Raw genomic sequence first — 17078 nt, 5'->3', positions numbered from 1 at the left:
GTGTCCGGACCCGCAGCGGGGGCGGCCCACGCCGCCACGACGAGCGATGTCGTCTGCCTCGGCGAGTCCATGGTCACGTTCCTGCCCTCGCAGCCCGGACGCCTCGCCGACGTGCCGTCCTTCAGCCGTGCGATCGGGGGCGCCGAGTCCAATGTTGCCTGCGCGCTCGCGGCGGCGGGGCACCGGACGAAGTGGGTCAGCCGCGTCGGCGCGGACGGGTTCGGCGACCATCTGGTCGAGGCGATCTCCCGGTACGGCGTCGACACATCGGCGGTGGAGCGCGACCCGGCCCGCCCCACAGGCATCTACTTCCGTACGGCGACCGACCGCGCGACCGACACCCACGAGGTCGCGTACTACCGGGCCGGGTCCGCGGCGTCGGCGATGTCCCCGGCGAACGTCCCGGCGGAGGACGCGCTCTGCGGCCGCATCCTGCACCTGTCCGGGATCACGGCGGCGCTGTCCGACGACTGCCTGTCCCTGCTCCATTCCCTGACGGCGCCCCGCCCCGGACGCCCGTTGATCTCCTTCGACGTGAACCACCGGACGGGGCTGTGGCGCGACGCCGACGCGGCACCGGCCGTGCTCCTCGACCTGGCCCGCCGCTCCGACCTCGTCTTCGTCGGTGAGGACGAGGCGGAGGAGGCGTGGGGGCTGCACGGCGCGGAGGCGATCCGTGCGGCGCTGCCGGAGCCCGGGGTGCTCGTCGTGAAGCGTGGGGCCGAGGGGGCGACGGTCTTTTCGAGGCCCCACACCGGATCCCGCGCCGCTGTCGGCGGCGGGCCCGAGACTGTCACCACCGTCCCCGCCCTCCGGGTCGACGTCGTCGCCCCGGTCGGCGCCGGCGACGCCTTCGCGGCCGGATTCCTCTCCGCCACCCTCCGCGACCTGCCCGTACGGGACCGCGCCCGGCACGGTCACCTGATGGCCGCCGCCGTCCTCACCGTTCCCGGCGACCTCACCGACCCTCCGGCCCGTGCCCACGCCGACCGGCTGGTGGCTCTCGACGACACCGCCTGGGAGACACTTCGTCTCGGCCCCGGCTGGACAGCGGCCGAGCGGGCAACCGAGGAGGTACCCACCCCATGAGTCAGACCGTCGACCGCGCGCTGAGCATCCTTCCGCTCCTCGCCCAGGGCCCCGCCGATCTCGGCCAGGTCGCCGACCGCCTCGGCGTCCACAAGTCCACCGCGCTGCGCCTGCTCCGTACGCTGCACGAGCACGGGCTCGTCTACCGCCAGCAGGACCAGCGCTACCGCCTCGGCGCCCGCCTGTTCGCCCTGGCGCAGGAGGCCGTCGAGAACCTCGACGTACGCGAGATCGCCCACTCCCACCTCGTCGAGCTCAACGAACAGTGCGGGCACACCGTCCATCTCGCGGTGTACGAGGAGCACGAGGTCCTCTACATCGACAAGGTCGAGAGCCGCTACCCGGTCAGGATGTACTCCCGGATCGGCAAGCCCGTCGCGATCACCGTCGCCGCCGTCGCCAAGCTGCTGCTCGCCGATCTGACCGAGCCGGAACGGCGTGCGATCGCCGAGAAGCTCGACTACCCCATGTACACGTCCCGTTCGATCCCGAACGCCGGCGCGTTCCTCAAGGAGCTCGCCACCGTCCGCGAACAGGGCTGGGCCACCGATCTCGGCGGCCACGAGGAATCCATCAACTGCATCGGCGCCCCCATCCGCGGCGCGGACGGCCGGGTCGTCGCCGCCATGTCGGTGTCCGCGCCGAACGTCGTCGTCACGGCCGAGGAACTCCTCACCCTGCTCCCGCTGGTGCGCCGCACCGCCGACGCCATCACGCGGGAGTACTCCGGCACGCCCACCCCCCGACCCAAGAAGGCCTGAACCGTCATGACCGAGAAGACCGCCCTCACCCCCAGCACCCACACCGCCCCGCCCGCCAAGTTCTCGCACGGCGTGAAGAAGGGGAACATCCTCCAGGTCGCCGGCCAGGTCGGCTTCCTGCCCGCCGTCGAGGGCCAGGCGCCGACCCCGGCCGGTCCGACGCTGCGTGAGCAGACCCTCCAGACGTTCGCCAACGTCAAGTCGATCCTGGAGGAGGGCGGCGCGAGCTGGGACGACGTCATGATGATGCGCGTCTACCTCACGGACGTGGACCACTTCGCGGAGATGAACGAGATCTACAACGCGTACTTCGGCGAGCAGAACCTCAAGGAGGCCCCCGCCGCCCGTACGACGGTCTACGTCGGCCTCCCCAAGGGCCTGCTGATCGAGATCGACGCGCTCGCCGTCCTGAGCTGAACGAGCCGACCGATCCACGGCTGATCCGCTTGCCGCACCGCAGCACCAAGCCCCACGGCACGGCGCCCCGCACCACCGGGACGCCGTGCCGCGCCCCACCCTGCCCGAAGGACCCCCACACCACGGAGTCGTCCCATGCTGCTCGCCGCCACGCCACCTCCGGTCGAGGCACCACCCCACACCGGTGGACTCCTCCTCCTGATCGACGGGACCGCCGGTCTGCTGACCGTCGCCGCCCTCGGAATCGCGCTTCTCCTCTTCCTGATCATCAAGGTCAGGCTGCAGCCGTTCGTCGCGCTGCTCGCCGTCTCCATAGCCGTCGGCCTGGGCGCCGGTCTCTCCGTCACCGAGCTCTTCGGCACGGTGCAGAAATCGGCCGCCGTCTCCGTCATCGAGTCCGGCATGGGCGGCATCCTCGGCCATGTCGCGATCATCATCGGCCTCGGCACGATGCTCGGCGCGATCCTCGAAGTCTCCGGCGGAGCAGAGGTGTTGAGCGCCCGTCTGCTGAACCTCTTCGGTGAGAAGCGGGCCCCGCTCGCCATGGGCCTGACTGGTCTCATCTTCGGTATCCCGGTCTTCTTCGACGTCGGCATCTTCGTCCTCGCGCCGATCGTCTACGCCGCCGCGAAGCGGTCCGGCAAGTCGATCCTGCTGTACGCGATGCCGCTGCTCGCCGGCCTCTCGATGACCCACGCATTCCTGCCGCCGCACCCGGGTCCCGTCGCCGCCGCAGGTCTCTTCCACGTCTCCCTCGGCTGGGTCATCCTCATGGGCGCCGTCGTCGGTATCCCGTCCGTCCTCGCCGCCTGGGTCTACGCCGCCTGGATCGGAAAGCGGATCTTCGTCGAGGTCCCGCAGGACATGGTCGAGGCAGCCGAGGAGGCGAAGGCCGCGGTCGTCGCCGAGCAGCGGGCCGCAGGTGTCTCCCCGCGCGAGGAGCCGGTCGGGCTCGCCACCGTACTGGCGATCATCGGCACCCCGCTGGTGCTGATCCTCGCCGCGACGTTCTCCTCCATCGCCCTGGATCCCTCCACCGTCCGCTCGGTCATCGAGTTCTTCGGCAACCCGTTCGTCGCCCTCTCGATCGCGCTGCTGCTCGCGTACTACCTGCTGGGCATCCGGCGTGGCTGGTCCCGCAAGTCCCTGGAGTCGGTGTCCACTTCGTCGCTGAAGCCGGTCGGCAACATCCTGCTGGTCGTCGGCGCCGGCGGCATCTTCGGCGCCGTCCTGAAGGCCAGCGGCATCGCGGACGCGCTCGCCGACACGTTCAACGACGTCGGCCTGCCGGTCATCCTGCTGGCCTGGCTGATCTCCGTCGTCCTGCGCGTCGCCCAGGGTTCCGCGACGGTCGCGATCGTCACCACGGCGGGCATCGTCGTGCCGCTGGTCGAGGGCCAGGACATGTCGCAGGCGCATCTGGCGCTGATCATCATGGCCATCTCGGCGGGTTCGATCTTCGCCTCGCACGTCAACGACGGCGGCTTCTGGATGGTGTCGAAGTACTTCGGCATCACCGAGCGCGACACCCTGAAGTCCTGGACGGTCCTCGAAACGGTCCTGTCGGTGGCGGGCTTCGCGGTGGCGGCGCTGCTCAGCCTGGTGATCTAGGGTGCTTCGTTCGGATCAGGCGGGATCAGGCTCGGCTCGCGCCTGATCCACTCGGCTCGTGCCTGATCCAAGCGAAAGGCCTCAGGGCCGGCCGGCGGCGGGATCAGTCGGTCTGTGTCGTGCACAGGACGTTCTTCCCGCCGTCCACGTCGTAGATCCAGTAGTTGTTCCGGTCCCCCTGGCTGCGGGCGCAGTAGCCCCGCGGATAGCTCTTCTGCGCCCGGTGGTAGCCAGTGATCTGCAGGGTCGCGTTGTAGCCGGAGGGGACCTTGGCCGCGTCGCAGCTCCAGACGTTCATGAGGAGCGACTTGGTGACGGAGGTGTTGCTGATCTTGGCCACGAAGCACTGGCCCGTGCGGAACTGGCGCTCCAGGCAGAGCGACACGGTGAAGTCCGACACCGAGCCCGCGTGGTACCAGTACGAACGCCCGTTACCGGTCGGGCAGTCCGCGAAGCTGATCCCTTTCCGCGCGGACGTCACCCGGGTGTAGGCGTCGGCGGCACCGCACGACACGGTACGCGGCGCGGTCGTGGACCAGTCGTCGTAGCCGTCGGCGTACGCCGTGAGGCAGTCCCCGGTCGATACGGCGCGGAAAGCGGCATCGGTGGCATCGGGCGTCGGGTCGGGGTCCGCGACGGTGCCTGAGGAGGACGAGCCGCTGCTGCCGGACGACGACGTGTAGCCACTGCTGCTGGAGGTGCCGCCGCCCCCGCTGCTGCTTCCGGCGTCCGGCTCCCACGGCCGCCAGACCACCATCACGAGGAAGATCAGCGGGATGAGCCACCAGCCGCTCGAAGAGCCCTTCTTCGCAGGCGGGGCGGTGACGGACGCCACGGACAAGGGCGGCTGCCGGGACGGCGACGAGGAAGCCCGCTTGCGGGCCCGCTCCTGGCGGCGCTCCTCGGCGCGCCTCTGCTCCGCGACGCGTTCGGCCTCGAGTCGCGCGGCCTGCTCGCGGGCGGCCTGCTTCTCGGCCCGTTCGCGTTCCGCACGCTCGTGCTCGCGCGCCGCGCGTTCCTTTTCGCGCTCCGCCCGTTCGCGTTCCTGCTCCTTCTCCCGTTCCTGTTCCCGCTCGCGTTGCGCCCGCGCCCGGGCGGCCTCCGCCTCCGCGTCCCGGGTGTACATCTGGGTACGGCCCGGATGCGGTACCGCCGATGTCCGCTGATCGACGGTCAGGTCGTCGGGGTCCGCCGCCGCGCCGCGCAGCAGGGCGTGACTCTGGCGTTCGTACACCTCGATCAGGGCTGTCCATCGGGGCGGCAGCCATCGGCTCCCGCTCTGCGAGAGCGGCAGTCCGGCCATCGCCCGGCGGAACTGGTCCAGCACGTCCGCCGGTGCGGGGCGGTCCGCCGGGTGCACCGCCAGACAGGGACGGATGAGAGGTACGAGTTCCTTCGGCAGCCCGTCGAGATCCAGTTCACCGCGCTGCACCCGGGCCAGCAGGGCGAGGGTGTCCCCGTCGGCGCGGTACGGCGGCCGCCCCGTGGTGAGGTGGAAGAGCGTCGCGCCCAGCGAGTACACGTCGGACGCCGCCGTCGACGTCTCGCCGCGTGCCTGCTCGGGCGAGGTGAAGGCGATGGTTCCGAGGGTGAGGCTGGTCCGGGTGAGGTCGCTGGCGTGCGAGATGCCGAAGTCGATCAGCCGGGGGCCCGTCAGCGGAAGCAGGATGTTCTGCGGCTTCACATCCCGGTGGATGATGCCCTCGCGGTGCAGCGTGACGAGCGCCTCGGCCGTTCCGGCAGCCAGCCACCGTACGGCGGACGCGGGTAACACCCCTGCGGCTCGGACGAGTTCGGAGAGGGCGGGTGCGGCGATGTAGTCGATGGCCATCCAGGGCTGCACGGCGTCCGGGTCCGCTTCCCGTACCCGCGCCGTGAACGAGCTGTCGATCCGCTGCGCCAGCTTCACCTCGCGGGCGAACCGGCGCCGGTCGACGTCGCTGACCTCGCCCTCGGCCAGCAGTGTCTTGACCGCCACGAGCTGCCCGTCGGCGGCCTGGGCGAGGTAGATCCGTCCCATGCCGCCGGACGCCAGCCGGCCGAGCAGCCGGTTGGTCCCGAGTGCTGCCGGATCGCTGTCGCTCAGCCCTTCCAGCCGTGCCCCCGCCATGTAGCTCCCCCCGTCACTTCATCGCGCGGTGAACAGGGTCCCACGAGGGCTCGGAAGGTGCCACGACTCACTCTGTACCAGGTCGGCAACTTCCCTTTCCCGCAAGGAAATACGGGCGAGGGTGACCGGAGGTCGCGGCCGGCACTCGGACGCGGACATGCAGCAGCGCCACCGGGGGAGCGGTGGCGCTGCTGGTCACTGATACCGGACGGTGGTTACGGCAGGCCGTGCACGTGCGGGCCCACCGCGTTCGACCAGGCGTTGCCCGACTTGGCGTCCCAGTTGGTCGACCAGGTCATCGCGCCGCGCAGCGACGGGTAGGTCCTGGACGGTTTGAACGAGCCGCAGTTCGTGCCACGGGCGAGGCAGTCCAGGGCGTTGTTCACGATCGTCGGCGAGACGTAGCCGCTGCCCGCGCCGCTGGTCGATGCGGGCACACCGAGCCCGACCTGGTCCGGTGAGAGGCCGCCCTCCAGCTGGATGCAGGCGAGCGCGGTGAGGAAGTCCACCGAGCCCTGCGAGTAGACCTTGCCGTCGCAGCCGAGCATCGAACCGCTGTTGTAGTACTGCATGTTGACGACGGTCAGGATGTCCTTGATGTTGAGCGCCGTCTTGAAGTACTCGTTCGACGTCGACTGCATGTCGATGGTCTGCGGCGCCATCGTGATGACGAGCTTGGAGCCCGCCTTCGACGAGAGAGACCGGAGCGCCTGCGTCATGTACGTGGAGTTGAGGCCGTTCTCCAGGTCGATGTCGACCCCGTCGAAGCCGTACGTCTGCATCATCGAGTAGACGGAGTTCGCGAAGTTCGTCGCGGAGGTGGAGTCGTTGATCGAGACGGTGCCGTTCTGGCCGCCGATCGAGATGATCACGGACTTGCCGGCCGCCTGCTTGGCCTTGATGTCGGCCTTGAACTGGTCGACGGTGTAGCCGCCGAGCCCCGCCGAGTCGAGGTTGAAGGTGACGCCGCCCGGGGTGCCGGTCGCGTCGGCGAAGGAGACCGCGATGATGTCGTAGTTGGCCGGCACGTCGCTGATCTTCTGGACGGTGGCGCCGTTGTTGAAGTTCTGCCAGTAGCCGGTCACCGCGTGCTTGGGCACGGTCCCGCCGCCCCCGCCGCCACCCGTGGCCGAGGTGGTGCCGGTCACCGCCGTGGACTTGGCGGACTCACCGGCCGCGTTGGTCGCGGACACCTGGAAGGAGTACGAGGTCGAGGCGGTCAGTCCGGTCGCGGTGGCCGAGGCCCCGCTCACCGACTGCACCTTGGTGCCGTTCCGGTAGACGTTGTAGCCCGTCGCTCCGGACACGGCGTTCCAGGACAGGGCCACGGAGGACGAGGTCACGGAGCCCACCGCGAGACCGGCCGGGGTGGCGGGCACGGTCGGCGCCGGGTCACCGCCGCCGCCCCCGTCCGGCCCGGTGACGGAGATGTCGTCGGCGAGGTAGGGGGCCTGCCCGTACCAGCCGTGGAGGTACACGGTCACCGAGGTGGTGCTCGGGCCGGTCGTGAAGCTGGTGGAGAGCTTGGTCCAGCCGCTGGAGTCGGGGGTCCAGGTCGACACGTCGGTCGTTCCGGTGCCGGTCGCGCCGATGTACGTGTATCCGCCCTGCACCCAGCCGCTGAGGGCGTACGTGGAGTTCGGCTTCACGGCCACGGCCTGTGTGCACTGGGCGTTGTCCTGGCCGGCCGGGGTCGCCTTCAGGGCCGCGGCTCCCCCGTGCACGGGGGAGGAGACGGTGGTACCGCTGCCGTTGGAACAGGTCCAGTTGGCGAGTCCGGACTCGAATCCCGCGTTCTTGGCGTTGTTGACGTCGGCGGCCTGGGCGGTGCCGACGAGACCGGTGAAGGTCACCGCCGCTGCGGCGACGACGGCCATGACGGAGCCGAGGACCGGGCGGATGCGGCGTCTGCCGTGCCGGGTGCCGGGTGAGCGTTCCACGTGCTTGCCTCCGTGGGGGAGTCGGGGATGCAGGGGGATGCATCGGGGGTGCAGGCCGGTGCCGGGGGGTATGACACGGGCGTGAACGTGCTGCGCATGGAGGTGCGTTGAAGAACGGTGGCCACCGTTGGCCGACAAAGCTGGTCCAGACCAATCGAGTTGTCAAGACCTCTGGCGACCACGGGTTCCGAAGAGGGGTGCGGCGGGCGTGCGCCGGCCGGGGTCCGGATCGCCGTGGTTGCCCTCCAGGGGCACGATCGGCCTCTGTCGTCAGCGAGTCGGGTGGTCGGCGGGTCAGGTCGGCCTGGGTGGTCGGACGGTGACGGAATTCGCGCCTCCGGAATGGTGCACCAACACCCGAGATCCATTCTGACGTGCGCGAATGAATTCAGTCCGACGAAAATCGGAAGGCGTTTCGGTAACCCTCCGCAGTGGTACAGAAGTTAACCACTCTCTGTTTCGCCCGATTTCGCACCGGGCTGTCGCCCGCCTGTCGCGAGGGTGTTGCCCGGATGTAGCTGTACTGGTCCACGAAAGGTGTTCTCTGGCTGGTAAGACGTGGATAAAGTGCTGTGGCAGAAGCACGGAGCAGGAGCGATTGCGGCCGCCGTCAGCGCGACGGTGGCCGGAGCCGAACGGGGACCAGCGTGCCGACCGCAATAGCAGTGACCAGTGCTGATCTTGTGCTGCCACCGACCGATCAGCAGACACCCACGGCGGCCTTGCTGCAGGCTCCGGAAGACCAGACGATGGATCTGGCGATCAGTGACATGCATGTGCTGCTGGAGCAGCACGGCTATGTCGTCGCCGTCTACTCGGCCGGTCTGCCGGCCGCCCACGAGCGCAGGCTGCATTCCGTCAGATCGGTCCTGGAGAGCGACCGGATCGCCCTGCTCAAGGTGGATCTCCCGCCGCTCGGTATCGCCGTACTCGTAAGACAGCTGCGCCAGTTGTCGATCTGCGACTTCAGCCCCGGGGTGGTCGCCTCCGCCGCCCGGCTGCTGCCGCACTACATCCACGCGGGCGCCCTGCTGAACTCGGTCACCAAGCTGGACCGGGTTCCGGTCAGTCTCAAGACGCATGCCAAATCATGGGTGCCGGGCTCCCAGTTCGCCGTGGTCGCGGGGCCGAACCCGCAGCTCGTCAAGGTCGGCCCGGCCGTGGAGCCGCCGTCCGGGCCGGAGTTCGGAACGCATCTCCTGATCGCCAAGGGCCAGTCGCAGTCGGACTGGGTGCACACGACTCTGGCTCCCGCCTGGAAGGTCCAGGCCATCCAGGAGGCCACTCTGCCTTCTGACTCCTCGCGCTGGTGGGGAACCGGAAAGCTGGTGGAATTTGCCGCCTATCTTCCGGACATCTCCGTTCTGTACCAACTGGTGGCCTCCGTAAGGCGCGAGAACTGTCACTGGTGCGGAATGGAACTCATCGGAGATCGTTGTGGGTTCTGTTCCTCACCACTTCCTCCACCCGAGAACCGAATGCACCCCGGAAGTGTCCTGAACCAAGGAGCGGCCGTGCAGCCACGGTCGTGACGTCCCCGCATTTCCGCAACACGCGTAGATGCAGACGTCGTACAGGCACAGTCCCAGACGCGAATCCCGACCGACTTCCAGACGTACGCCCAGTCACCGCGCATCCTTCTGTCCGCTGCCCCACGCATCCGATACGAACGAGGTTGTCCGGCCCATGAACTCCCGCCAGCGCCGCGGCGTGATACTCCTGCTCCTGTCAGTCCTGTGCGCCTTCGGCGCCTTCGCCGGCGTGCTCTCGGTGATCAGTGACGTCAACTCGAAGGTCGGTCCCGAGGTGTCGGCCTACCAGCTGAAGTCCGACATCGCCCCCTACACGGCGCTGTCCTCCGGACAGTTCGAGAAGATCAAGATGCCGAAGCGCTGGCTGTCGACCAACGCCGTGACCGACCTCTCCGAGATCAACGGAAAGATCGCCGTCACACAGCTGCGCAAGGGCTCGCTGCTCCAGTCGGACATGATGCAGAAGAGTCCCGAACTGCAGCCCGGTGAGCAGGAGATCGCCATCATGATCGACGCCGCCACCGGCGTCGCCGGCAAGATCACCCCCGGTTCGACGGTCAACATCTACGCCACGTTCGCCGGCGAGCAGGACGGCGCCCCGTCCCAGTCGAAGGTCATCGTCTCCAACGCCAAGGTGCTGGACGTCGGCAAGCTGACCGCACTGGAGCCCGGCCGGGACGCCAAGACGAACATGGGTACCGAGGCCGTCCCCATCACGTTCGCGCTCAACACGCTCGACACCCAGCGCATCGCCTACGCCGAGTCCTTCGCGGAGCACGTACGCCTCGCGCTCCTGGCCTCCGGCAGCGACAGCACCATCCGACCGGGCGACCGCACCTACACGCTCGACAAGGACAAGTGAGGATCGAATGACCACAAGGATCCTCCCGGCCGTCGGTGACCCCGACGCGGCCAGATCCGTCACCACCCTGCTCAGCCAGCTTCCCGACGCAGAGCCGGCCGCACCGGTCGGCGACTCGACACAGCTCATCGACACCCTCGCCCGCCTTGCCGGCGAGTCGCTCGACGAGCTGCCCGAGGTCGTGCTGGTCCATGAGCGGATCGGTCCGGTGCCGGCTCTGGAGCTGATCCGGGAGGTCTCCCTGCGCTTCCCCGCCATCGGGGTCGTGCTGATCACCGCGGATGCCAGCCCCGGGCTGTTCTCCGCGGCGATGGAATCGGGCGCCCGCGGCCTGGTCACCCTGCCGGTGAGTTACGAGGAACTCGCCAACCGGGTCCAGTCCGCAGCCCAGTGGTCGGTCGGGGTCCGTCGTCACCTGGGCAGCGGAGGGGACGTCTTCACCGGCCCGGGCGGCACCGTCATCACCGTCAGCGGCGCCAAGGGCGGTGTGGGGGCGACCGTCACGGCGGTCCAACTCGCCCTGGCGTCACAGGCGTCGGGGCAGACTGTCGCGTTGGTCGACATGGACCTCCAGTCCGGCGACATCGCCTCGTACCTCGACGTGCAGTTCCGGCGCTCCATCGTCGACCTGGCGGCGATCGCCGACATATCGCCCCGCGTCCTGTCCGACGCCGTGTTCAGCCACAGCACCGGGCTCGCCCTGCTGCTGGCGCCGGGGGAGGGGGAGCGCGGTGAGGAGGTCAGCGACCGGTCGGCCCGCCAGATCGTCAGCGCCCTGCGCTCGCGGTACGAGGTGGTGGTCATCGACTGCGGCAGCCAGCTCCAGGGAGCCGGCGCGGCGGCCATCGAAATGGCCGACACGGCGGTGCTGGTCACCACCCCCGACGTGATCGCGGTGCGCGGCGCGAAGCGCACCGTACGGATGTGGGAGCGGCTCCAGATCCGTAAGGCGGAGGAGACGCTCACTCTCGTCAACCGGTTCATCCGCAACACCGAGATCCAGCCGCCGCTGATCGAGAAGATCACCGGGACCAGGATGGCGAACACGGCCGTTCCCGCGAACTTCAAGGAGCTCCAGGGCGCCGTCGACGCGGGCCGGATGCACGAACTCGATGCCAAGAGCACGGTGAAGCAGGCGCTCTGGGGCCTGGCCGGTGAGCTGGGGATAGTGAAGCTCCCCGCCGGCACGGACAGGAGCGGTGGGAAGAACGCCGGAAAGTTCAAGAACGACCGAGGCTCCATCGGGCGCCCGCGCAGACGGCGCGACGGTGACTCCGGGGGCCGTGGGACGACCGAGGGGACACGTTGACCAATGGCAGCCACCGAGATGAGAGGCCTGAGGATACGGAGGAGGCGTGACGGTGATTCCTTCCGTGAGCGCGATCGCGGCCAGACCGCGATCGAGTTCGTGGGCGTCACGCCGCTGATCATCCTGTTACTGATCGCGCTCTGGCAGTGCGCGTTGATCGGCTACACGTTCAGCCTGGCGTCGAACGCGGCAGACGAGGCGGCCCGGGCGGGTACCGGGGCGGAGTACCTTCCGACGCTGGCCTGCAAGCGCGCGGCCCGGGAGGACCTGCCGGACGCCTGGGAGAGCAAGTCGAGAACGCACTGCCAGGCGACGCCCACCCTGTACAAGGCCGAGGTCAGCCTGAAGGTGCCGGTCCTGGTGCCCGGCGTACTCAACTGGCCGATGACGATCACCGGCGAAGCCGCGTCGCCGACGGAGGGCTGACCGATGAGCGAGAGCACAGGCACCTCCCGCCGTGACCGCGGCCAGGTGGCCATCGAGTACATGGGCTTCATCCCGCTGCTGCTCCTGGTGGGCCTCCTGGCGATCCAGCTGGGCGTGGCCGCGTACACGGCCAACCAGGCCGGCACGGGCGCCCGCGCGGCGGCCCGCACGGCCAGCCACGACATGCCGCTGACGCTTCCCGAAAAGGCGGGCCGGGACGCGATGAGCGACTGGCTCGCCGACGACTCGCTCTTCATCCCGAGCTACGGCATCGACGAGGTGACCTACACCGCACGCGTCAAGATCCCCTCCGTCGTCCCTGGACTCAGCTGGGGCTACGCCAACCGAAGCTCCACGTTCCCCCGGGAGTGACCGAGCCCCGCATCGCGCGGCCGGAGCACCATCTGTACGTCGGATCAAGGGAGTTACGGAATGAGCCTGCGGGCCCGCATCACCGCCCCCGAGAAGAACAGCGGGGGGCGGGAGGACAGCCACATGGTGGCCACCTACCGCGCCAAGCTGCTCGAGGAGATCGACCTCGCGGAGATGTCCTCGCTGGCCGCCGCCGACCGGCGGGCCCGCCTGGAGCGCGTACTCAGCCACATCATCAGCCGTGAGGGCCCGGTCCTCTCGACTGTCGAACGCACCCAGCTGATCCGCCGTGTCGTCGACGAGGCCCTCGGCCTCGGCATCCTGGAGCCGCTCCTCGAGGACGCGTCCATCACCGAAATCATGGTGAACGGACCGGACCAGATCTTCGTCGAGCGCAGCGGAAAGGTCGAGCAGCTCCCGATGCGGTTCGGTTCGCACGAGCAGTTGATGCAGACCATCGAGCGCATCGTGTCGACCGTCAACCGCCGTGTGGACGAGCAGAATCCGATGGTCGACGCGCGACTGCCCAGCGGTGAACGTGTCAACGTGATCATCCCGCCGCTGTCCCTGACCGGCGCGACGCTCACCATCCGACGGTTCCCGCGTGCGTTCACGCTCCAGGAGATGATCAACATCGGCTCGCTCGACGAGCAGATGCTGATCCTGCTGTCCGGGCTCGTCCAGGCCAAGCTCAACATCATCGTCTCCGGTGCCACCGGTACGGGCAAGACGACGCTCCTCAACGCACTCTCCGGTCTGATTCCGAACAGCGAGCGCATCGTCACCATCGAGGACTCCGCCGAGCTCCAGCTCCAGCAGAGCCATGTGATCCGGCTGGAGTCCCGCCCGGCGAACGTCGAGGGGAAGGGCCAGATCACCATCCGTGACCTGGTCCGCAACTCGCTGCGTATGCGCCCCGACCGGATCGTCGTCGGTGAGGTCCGTGGCGGCGAGTCGCTCGACATGCTCCAGGCGATGTCGACGGGTCACGACGGCTCGCTCGCCACCGTCCACGCCAACAACGCCGAGGACGCACTGATGCGTCTGCAGACCCTGGCCTCGATGTCGGAGATCAAGATCCCGTTCGAGGCGCTGCACGACCAGATCAACAGCGCCGTCGACGTCATCGTCCAGCTCACCCGGCACGCCGACGGCTCCCGCAAGGTGACCGAGATCGCCGTCCTCGACTCGCACGGCCGCGACGCCTACCGCATCGTGTCCGTCGCCCGGTTCCGCGCCCAGCCGATGGCCGCGGACGGGCGGATCTACGGCGAGTTCCAGTACCTCCCGCTCCCGCGCAAGATCGCCGACCGTCTCTACATGGCCAGCCAGCCCATCCCGCAGGCCTTCGGAGTCGCCGTGTCCGACGAACAGCTCGCCACCCGAGAGGCCAAGTAGGTACCGCGCCATGAACAATCTCCCTCTGCTCACGATCGGCGTCACGCTGCTCTTCGGAGTGACAGGCGTCATGGGCCTGTACGCCTACTCCGGCGGGAAGGCCGACCGGGACGCCCTCGTCGACCGGCTGTCGCACACCGGCCAGATCCCGGCAGCCGGTCGCCACCGCCGGTTCCAGGGCGTCGACCGCAGGCTGCGCAAGACGGGCCTGGGCCGCAGGCTGGAGCTGAAGCTCGCCGCCACGGGTCTGGAGATCACCCCGGGCGAGTTCTTCGTCTACGCGCTCTTCGCCATGGCCGTACTCTGGATGGCCGCCTCGTCGATCCTCGCCAGCTTCTTCGGCCCGGTCGCGGCGCTCATCGGTCTCTGGGGCACGAATGCCTTCCTGAACTGGCAGCGGACCAAGCGCACCGAGCGCTTCATCAACCAGCTTCCCGAGCTCTCCCGCATCCTGGCCAACGCCACCCAGGCGGGCCTCGCCCTGCGTACCGCCATCAGCATGGCGGCGGACGAGATGGAGGACCCGGCGGGAGAGGAACTGGCCCGGGTCGCCCGCCGCCTCGCCGTCGGCGAGTCGCTGGACGACGCGATGAGCGAGCTGACCGACCGGCTGCCGTCGCGCGAGCTCGTCGTCCTGGTGACGACCCTGGTCCTGTCCAACCGGGCCGGCGGTACGGTCGTCAGCTCGCTGCGCAACCTCACGGAGACGCTGGAGGAGCGCAAGGAGACCAGGCGTGAGGTCAAGACGCAGCTGTCACAGGTGACCGTCACCGCATACGCCGTGCCGGTCTTCGGCTTCGGCGCGATGCTCCTGATGAACGCGGTGATGCCGGGCGCACTCGACCGGATGACCGGTGCCCTCATCGGCCAGGTCGCCGTGATCGTCTCCCTCGTCCTGTACACGATCGGATTCATCGTGATCCGACGCATGTCCCGTATCGACGTCTGAGGGGAGGAGCTGACATGGACCTGTTGCTTGCGCTCGTCGTGGGTCTCGCGGTGTTCGGAGCCATCGCCGGCATCCGTATGTACCGTGCCGACGCCAAACTCCCCGGCGACCTCGCCATCGCCCTGGAGGTCGGCGCCACCCGCACCAGCGCGGTGGGTTCCGGCATCGACCGGCTCGGCATGCGCTGGGCCCCCATGGTGCTGCGGATGATGGGCCCCAAGGCCGTCAACAAGAAGCGCCGCCAGATCGACATGGCGGGCAACCCCGGCGGTCTGACCATCGACCGCTACGCCGCGCGCCGCTTCGTCTACGGTGCCCTCGGCCTGCTCGGCGCCTTCTCGATGATCCTGCGCGGCCAGCTCTTCCTCTCCCTTCTGCTGATCGCCTTCGGCCTGTTCTGGGTGGAGGTCGGCATCTGGTCGGCGGTCCGGGTCCGCAAGGACCACATCGAGCGGACGCTCCCCGACTTCCTCGACGTCCTGGCCGTCGTCGTCTCGGCGGGCCTCGGCTTCCGGCAGGCACTGGGGCGCGTCGCCGACAAGTACGAGGGCCCGTGGGCCGACGAACTCCGCATCACCCTGCGTCAGATGGACATGGGCGTCAGCCGTCGCCAGGCCTTCGAGGAGCTGCGCAAGCGCAACGACTCGGAACAGGTCGCGATGTTCGTGACCACGCTCCAGCAGGGTGAGGAGCTGGGCGCCCCGATCGTCGACACGCTGATCCAGATCGCCAACGACATGCGCCGTACGGACGCCCAGAACGCCCGCCGGAAGGCCGCCAGGGCCGTTCCGAAGGCCACCTTCGCGGTCACGACCTTCCTGCTCCCGGGAACCCTGGTCCTGCTGACGGTCGGCTTCGTCTACGGAGCCAACGTCGACTTCAGCTTCCTCACGGGCGGATGACATGCATGACGGGGATCTTGAGCACGATGACCAGGGGGAGGTGACAGGCTCATGTCGTTCCAGCTCGGCAGTTCACAGCTCGGACTGACCGCCGAAGTACGTCAGGCGATGGCCGACCCCGGATCGCGCCCGGCGTTCGCGATCCAGCTCAACGCGCTCCAGGCCATGTGCCGCCAGGTCTTCGGCTTCCGGCTCGCGATGATCGCCATAGCCACGCCGTTCGCGATCGATCACACGGCGTCGGGCGTGGCCACCTGGCTGATCGGCTCGGCCGTCCTCGTCACCTTCATGGGGTCGTACGTCCTCTTCCGGGACTGGGAGCGCTTCGGCCCCGTCCTCCTGCGCCATCCCTGGCTGCTGGGCATCGACGCGTTGTTCGGAGCCCTGCTGCTGATCACCGCCACCCCCGAGTCCACTCTCGCCTACGTCACCGTGTGCACCCCGCTGCTGGCGGGACTCGTCTACGGCTGGCGGGGTGCGGCGGTCTTCGCGGCGCTCCAGACACTGATCGTCTTCGGCGTGTACGGGACCGACTCGAGGCTGCAGGCGAGCGACGCCACCGCGCTGCTCCTGCCCGGCTTCTGCGTGATCGCGGGCGCCGTCGGAGTCACCCTGCGCAATCTCCTCCTCCGCTTCGGCACGGCCAGCCAGGCCCTCACCGAGACCAGGGCCCGGCTCGCCGTGAACGAGGCCGTGGAGGGCGAGCGCACCCGGCTCGCCCGCGAGATGCACGATTCGGTGGCCAAGACGCTGCACGGCCTGGCGCTGGCCGCCGACGGCCTGGCCAGCTCCTCCGACCGGATGGACCCCCTCACCGTCAAGCACCAGGCCGAACTGGTCGCCCGATCCGCCCGCCGGGCAGCGGCGGAGTCGCGGGAGCTGCTCTCCGACCTGCGCCGCGACTCCGGACTCGACGGCGGTGTGGACGTCGTCTCCGAACTCCGGTCGAGGGCGGACGACTTCACCCGGCGCCACGGACTCACAGCCACCTTCCGGATACTCAACGGGGCCCCGGTCCCGCTCGTGCCCCAGGTGGTTGCCCGCCAGCTGCTCACCGTCGCCTCCGAAGCGATGGAGAACGCCCATCGCCATGCCCACCCGACCTATCTCATCGTGCTGGCCGGCGTGAAGGGCGATGTCCTGCGCGTCAGCGTGTACGACGACGGGCGTGGTCTGCCCCCGGGCACCACGCTCGACGACCTCAAGCGCGCCGGCCACTTCGGTCTCGTCGGCATGGTCGAACGTGCCGCGTCCATCGGGGCCCGTATCCGCATCGGCAAGGGCAAGGCGGCCAAGGGGACCGAAGTACGCCTGGAACTTCCGGTGGCCGCTCTCGCAGCCGGCCCCCACGCACAACAACAGAACTGACCCGCTCCACACCACCCCCCCAAGAACCTGAG

15 protein-coding genes are annotated in these 17078 nt (G+C 69.0%); 13 read left to right on the top strand and 2 right to left on the bottom strand.

The genetic code is table 11. The annotated features are described in order from the left end of the window. From OG963_RS18780 to OG963_RS18765, 4 genes are all read left to right on the top strand, one after another. Positions 1 to 1089, top strand: a complete 1089-nt coding sequence (locus tag OG963_RS18780) for a sugar kinase (RefSeq protein ID WP_093773002.1) — start codon at positions 1 to 3, stop codon at positions 1087 to 1089. After that, positions 1086 to 1850 (top strand): IclR family transcriptional regulator, encoded by a 765-nt coding sequence (locus tag OG963_RS18775; RefSeq protein ID WP_093773000.1) that lies wholly within the window; start codon positions 1086 to 1088, stop codon positions 1848 to 1850. Before OG963_RS18780 ends, OG963_RS18775 begins: the two co-directional genes overlap by 4 nt. A gap of 6 nt (positions 1851 to 1856) precedes the next feature. Next, on the top strand, positions 1857 to 2267 hold the full coding sequence (locus OG963_RS18770; RefSeq protein ID WP_093772998.1) for a RidA family protein: 411 nt from the start codon (positions 1857 to 1859) through the stop codon (positions 2265 to 2267). Between the two features lie 135 nt (positions 2268 to 2402). After that, positions 2403 to 3878 carry a GntP family permease gene (locus OG963_RS18765; RefSeq protein WP_093772996.1) on the top strand — a complete coding sequence of 492 codons (1476 nt, stop codon included), beginning with the start codon at positions 2403 to 2405 and terminating at the stop codon, positions 3876 to 3878. Between the two features lie 103 nt (positions 3879 to 3981). Here the strand turns inward: OG963_RS18765 and OG963_RS18760 are convergent, their stop codons facing one another. Together OG963_RS18760 and OG963_RS18755 are read right to left on the bottom strand one after the other, a co-directional pair. Further along, positions 3982 to 5988, bottom strand: a complete 2007-nt coding sequence (locus OG963_RS18760; RefSeq protein WP_371799263.1) for a serine/threonine-protein kinase — start codon at positions 5986 to 5988, stop codon at positions 3982 to 3984. 215 nt (positions 5989 to 6203) lie between these two features. Beyond that, the gene (locus OG963_RS18755; RefSeq protein ID WP_371799262.1) at positions 6204 to 7928 is read right to left on the bottom strand and encodes a chitinase; all 1725 of its coding nucleotides are present in this window, start codon (positions 7926 to 7928) and stop codon (positions 6204 to 6206) included. 665 nt (positions 7929 to 8593) lie between these two features. Here OG963_RS18755 and OG963_RS18750 point away from each other — a divergent pair. The 9 genes from OG963_RS18750 to OG963_RS18710 all read left to right on the top strand — a co-directional run bounded on the left by OG963_RS18750 (position 8594) and on the right by OG963_RS18710 (position 17046). Beyond that, a complete protein-coding gene (locus OG963_RS18750; protein WP_030914838.1) occupies positions 8594 to 9460 on the top strand; it encodes a hypothetical protein in 867 nt (288 codons plus the stop codon). A gap of 154 nt (positions 9461 to 9614) precedes the next feature. Further along, a complete protein-coding gene (gene cpaB, locus OG963_RS18745) occupies positions 9615 to 10322 on the top strand; it encodes a Flp pilus assembly protein CpaB (RefSeq protein WP_093772992.1) in 708 nt (235 codons plus the stop codon). A 7-nt stretch (positions 10323 to 10329) separates the two neighbouring features. Continuing rightward, positions 10330 to 11631 carry an AAA family ATPase gene (locus OG963_RS18740; protein ID WP_093772990.1) on the top strand — a complete coding sequence of 434 codons (1302 nt, stop codon included), beginning with the start codon at positions 10330 to 10332 and terminating at the stop codon, positions 11629 to 11631. Positions 11632 to 11634: 3 nt separating this feature from the next. Then, positions 11635 to 12057, top strand: coding sequence for a TadE/TadG family type IV pilus assembly protein (locus tag OG963_RS18735; protein WP_078878608.1), 423 nt, complete (start codon positions 11635 to 11637; stop codon positions 12055 to 12057). A 3-nt stretch (positions 12058 to 12060) separates the two neighbouring features. Beyond that, a complete protein-coding gene (locus OG963_RS18730; RefSeq protein WP_093772988.1) occupies positions 12061 to 12429 on the top strand; it encodes a TadE/TadG family type IV pilus assembly protein in 369 nt (122 codons plus the stop codon). 60 nt (positions 12430 to 12489) lie between these two features. After that, the gene (locus OG963_RS18725; protein WP_030914851.1) at positions 12490 to 13827 is read left to right on the top strand and encodes a CpaF family protein; all 1338 of its coding nucleotides are present in this window, start codon (positions 12490 to 12492) and stop codon (positions 13825 to 13827) included. Between the two features lie 10 nt (positions 13828 to 13837). Further along, complete coding sequence (locus tag OG963_RS18720) at positions 13838 to 14776, top strand: type II secretion system F family protein (RefSeq protein WP_030914854.1); 939 nt, start codon at positions 13838 to 13840, stop codon at positions 14774 to 14776. 14 nt (positions 14777 to 14790) lie between these two features. Beyond that, positions 14791 to 15678 (top strand): DUF5936 domain-containing protein, encoded by an 888-nt coding sequence (locus OG963_RS18715; RefSeq protein WP_030914858.1) that lies wholly within the window; start codon positions 14791 to 14793, stop codon positions 15676 to 15678. Between the two features lie 51 nt (positions 15679 to 15729). Then, positions 15730 to 17046, top strand: a complete 1317-nt coding sequence (locus tag OG963_RS18710; protein ID WP_093772987.1) for a sensor histidine kinase — start codon at positions 15730 to 15732, stop codon at positions 17044 to 17046. Positions 17047 to 17078: the final 32 nt, after the last annotated feature.

The sequence above is a fragment of the Streptomyces sp. NBC_01707 genome, from assembly GCF_041438805.1.
Taxonomy (GTDB): Bacteria; Actinomycetota; Actinomycetes; order Streptomycetales; family Streptomycetaceae; genus Streptomyces.
This window is presented reverse-complemented; position numbering and strand designations above follow the sequence as displayed.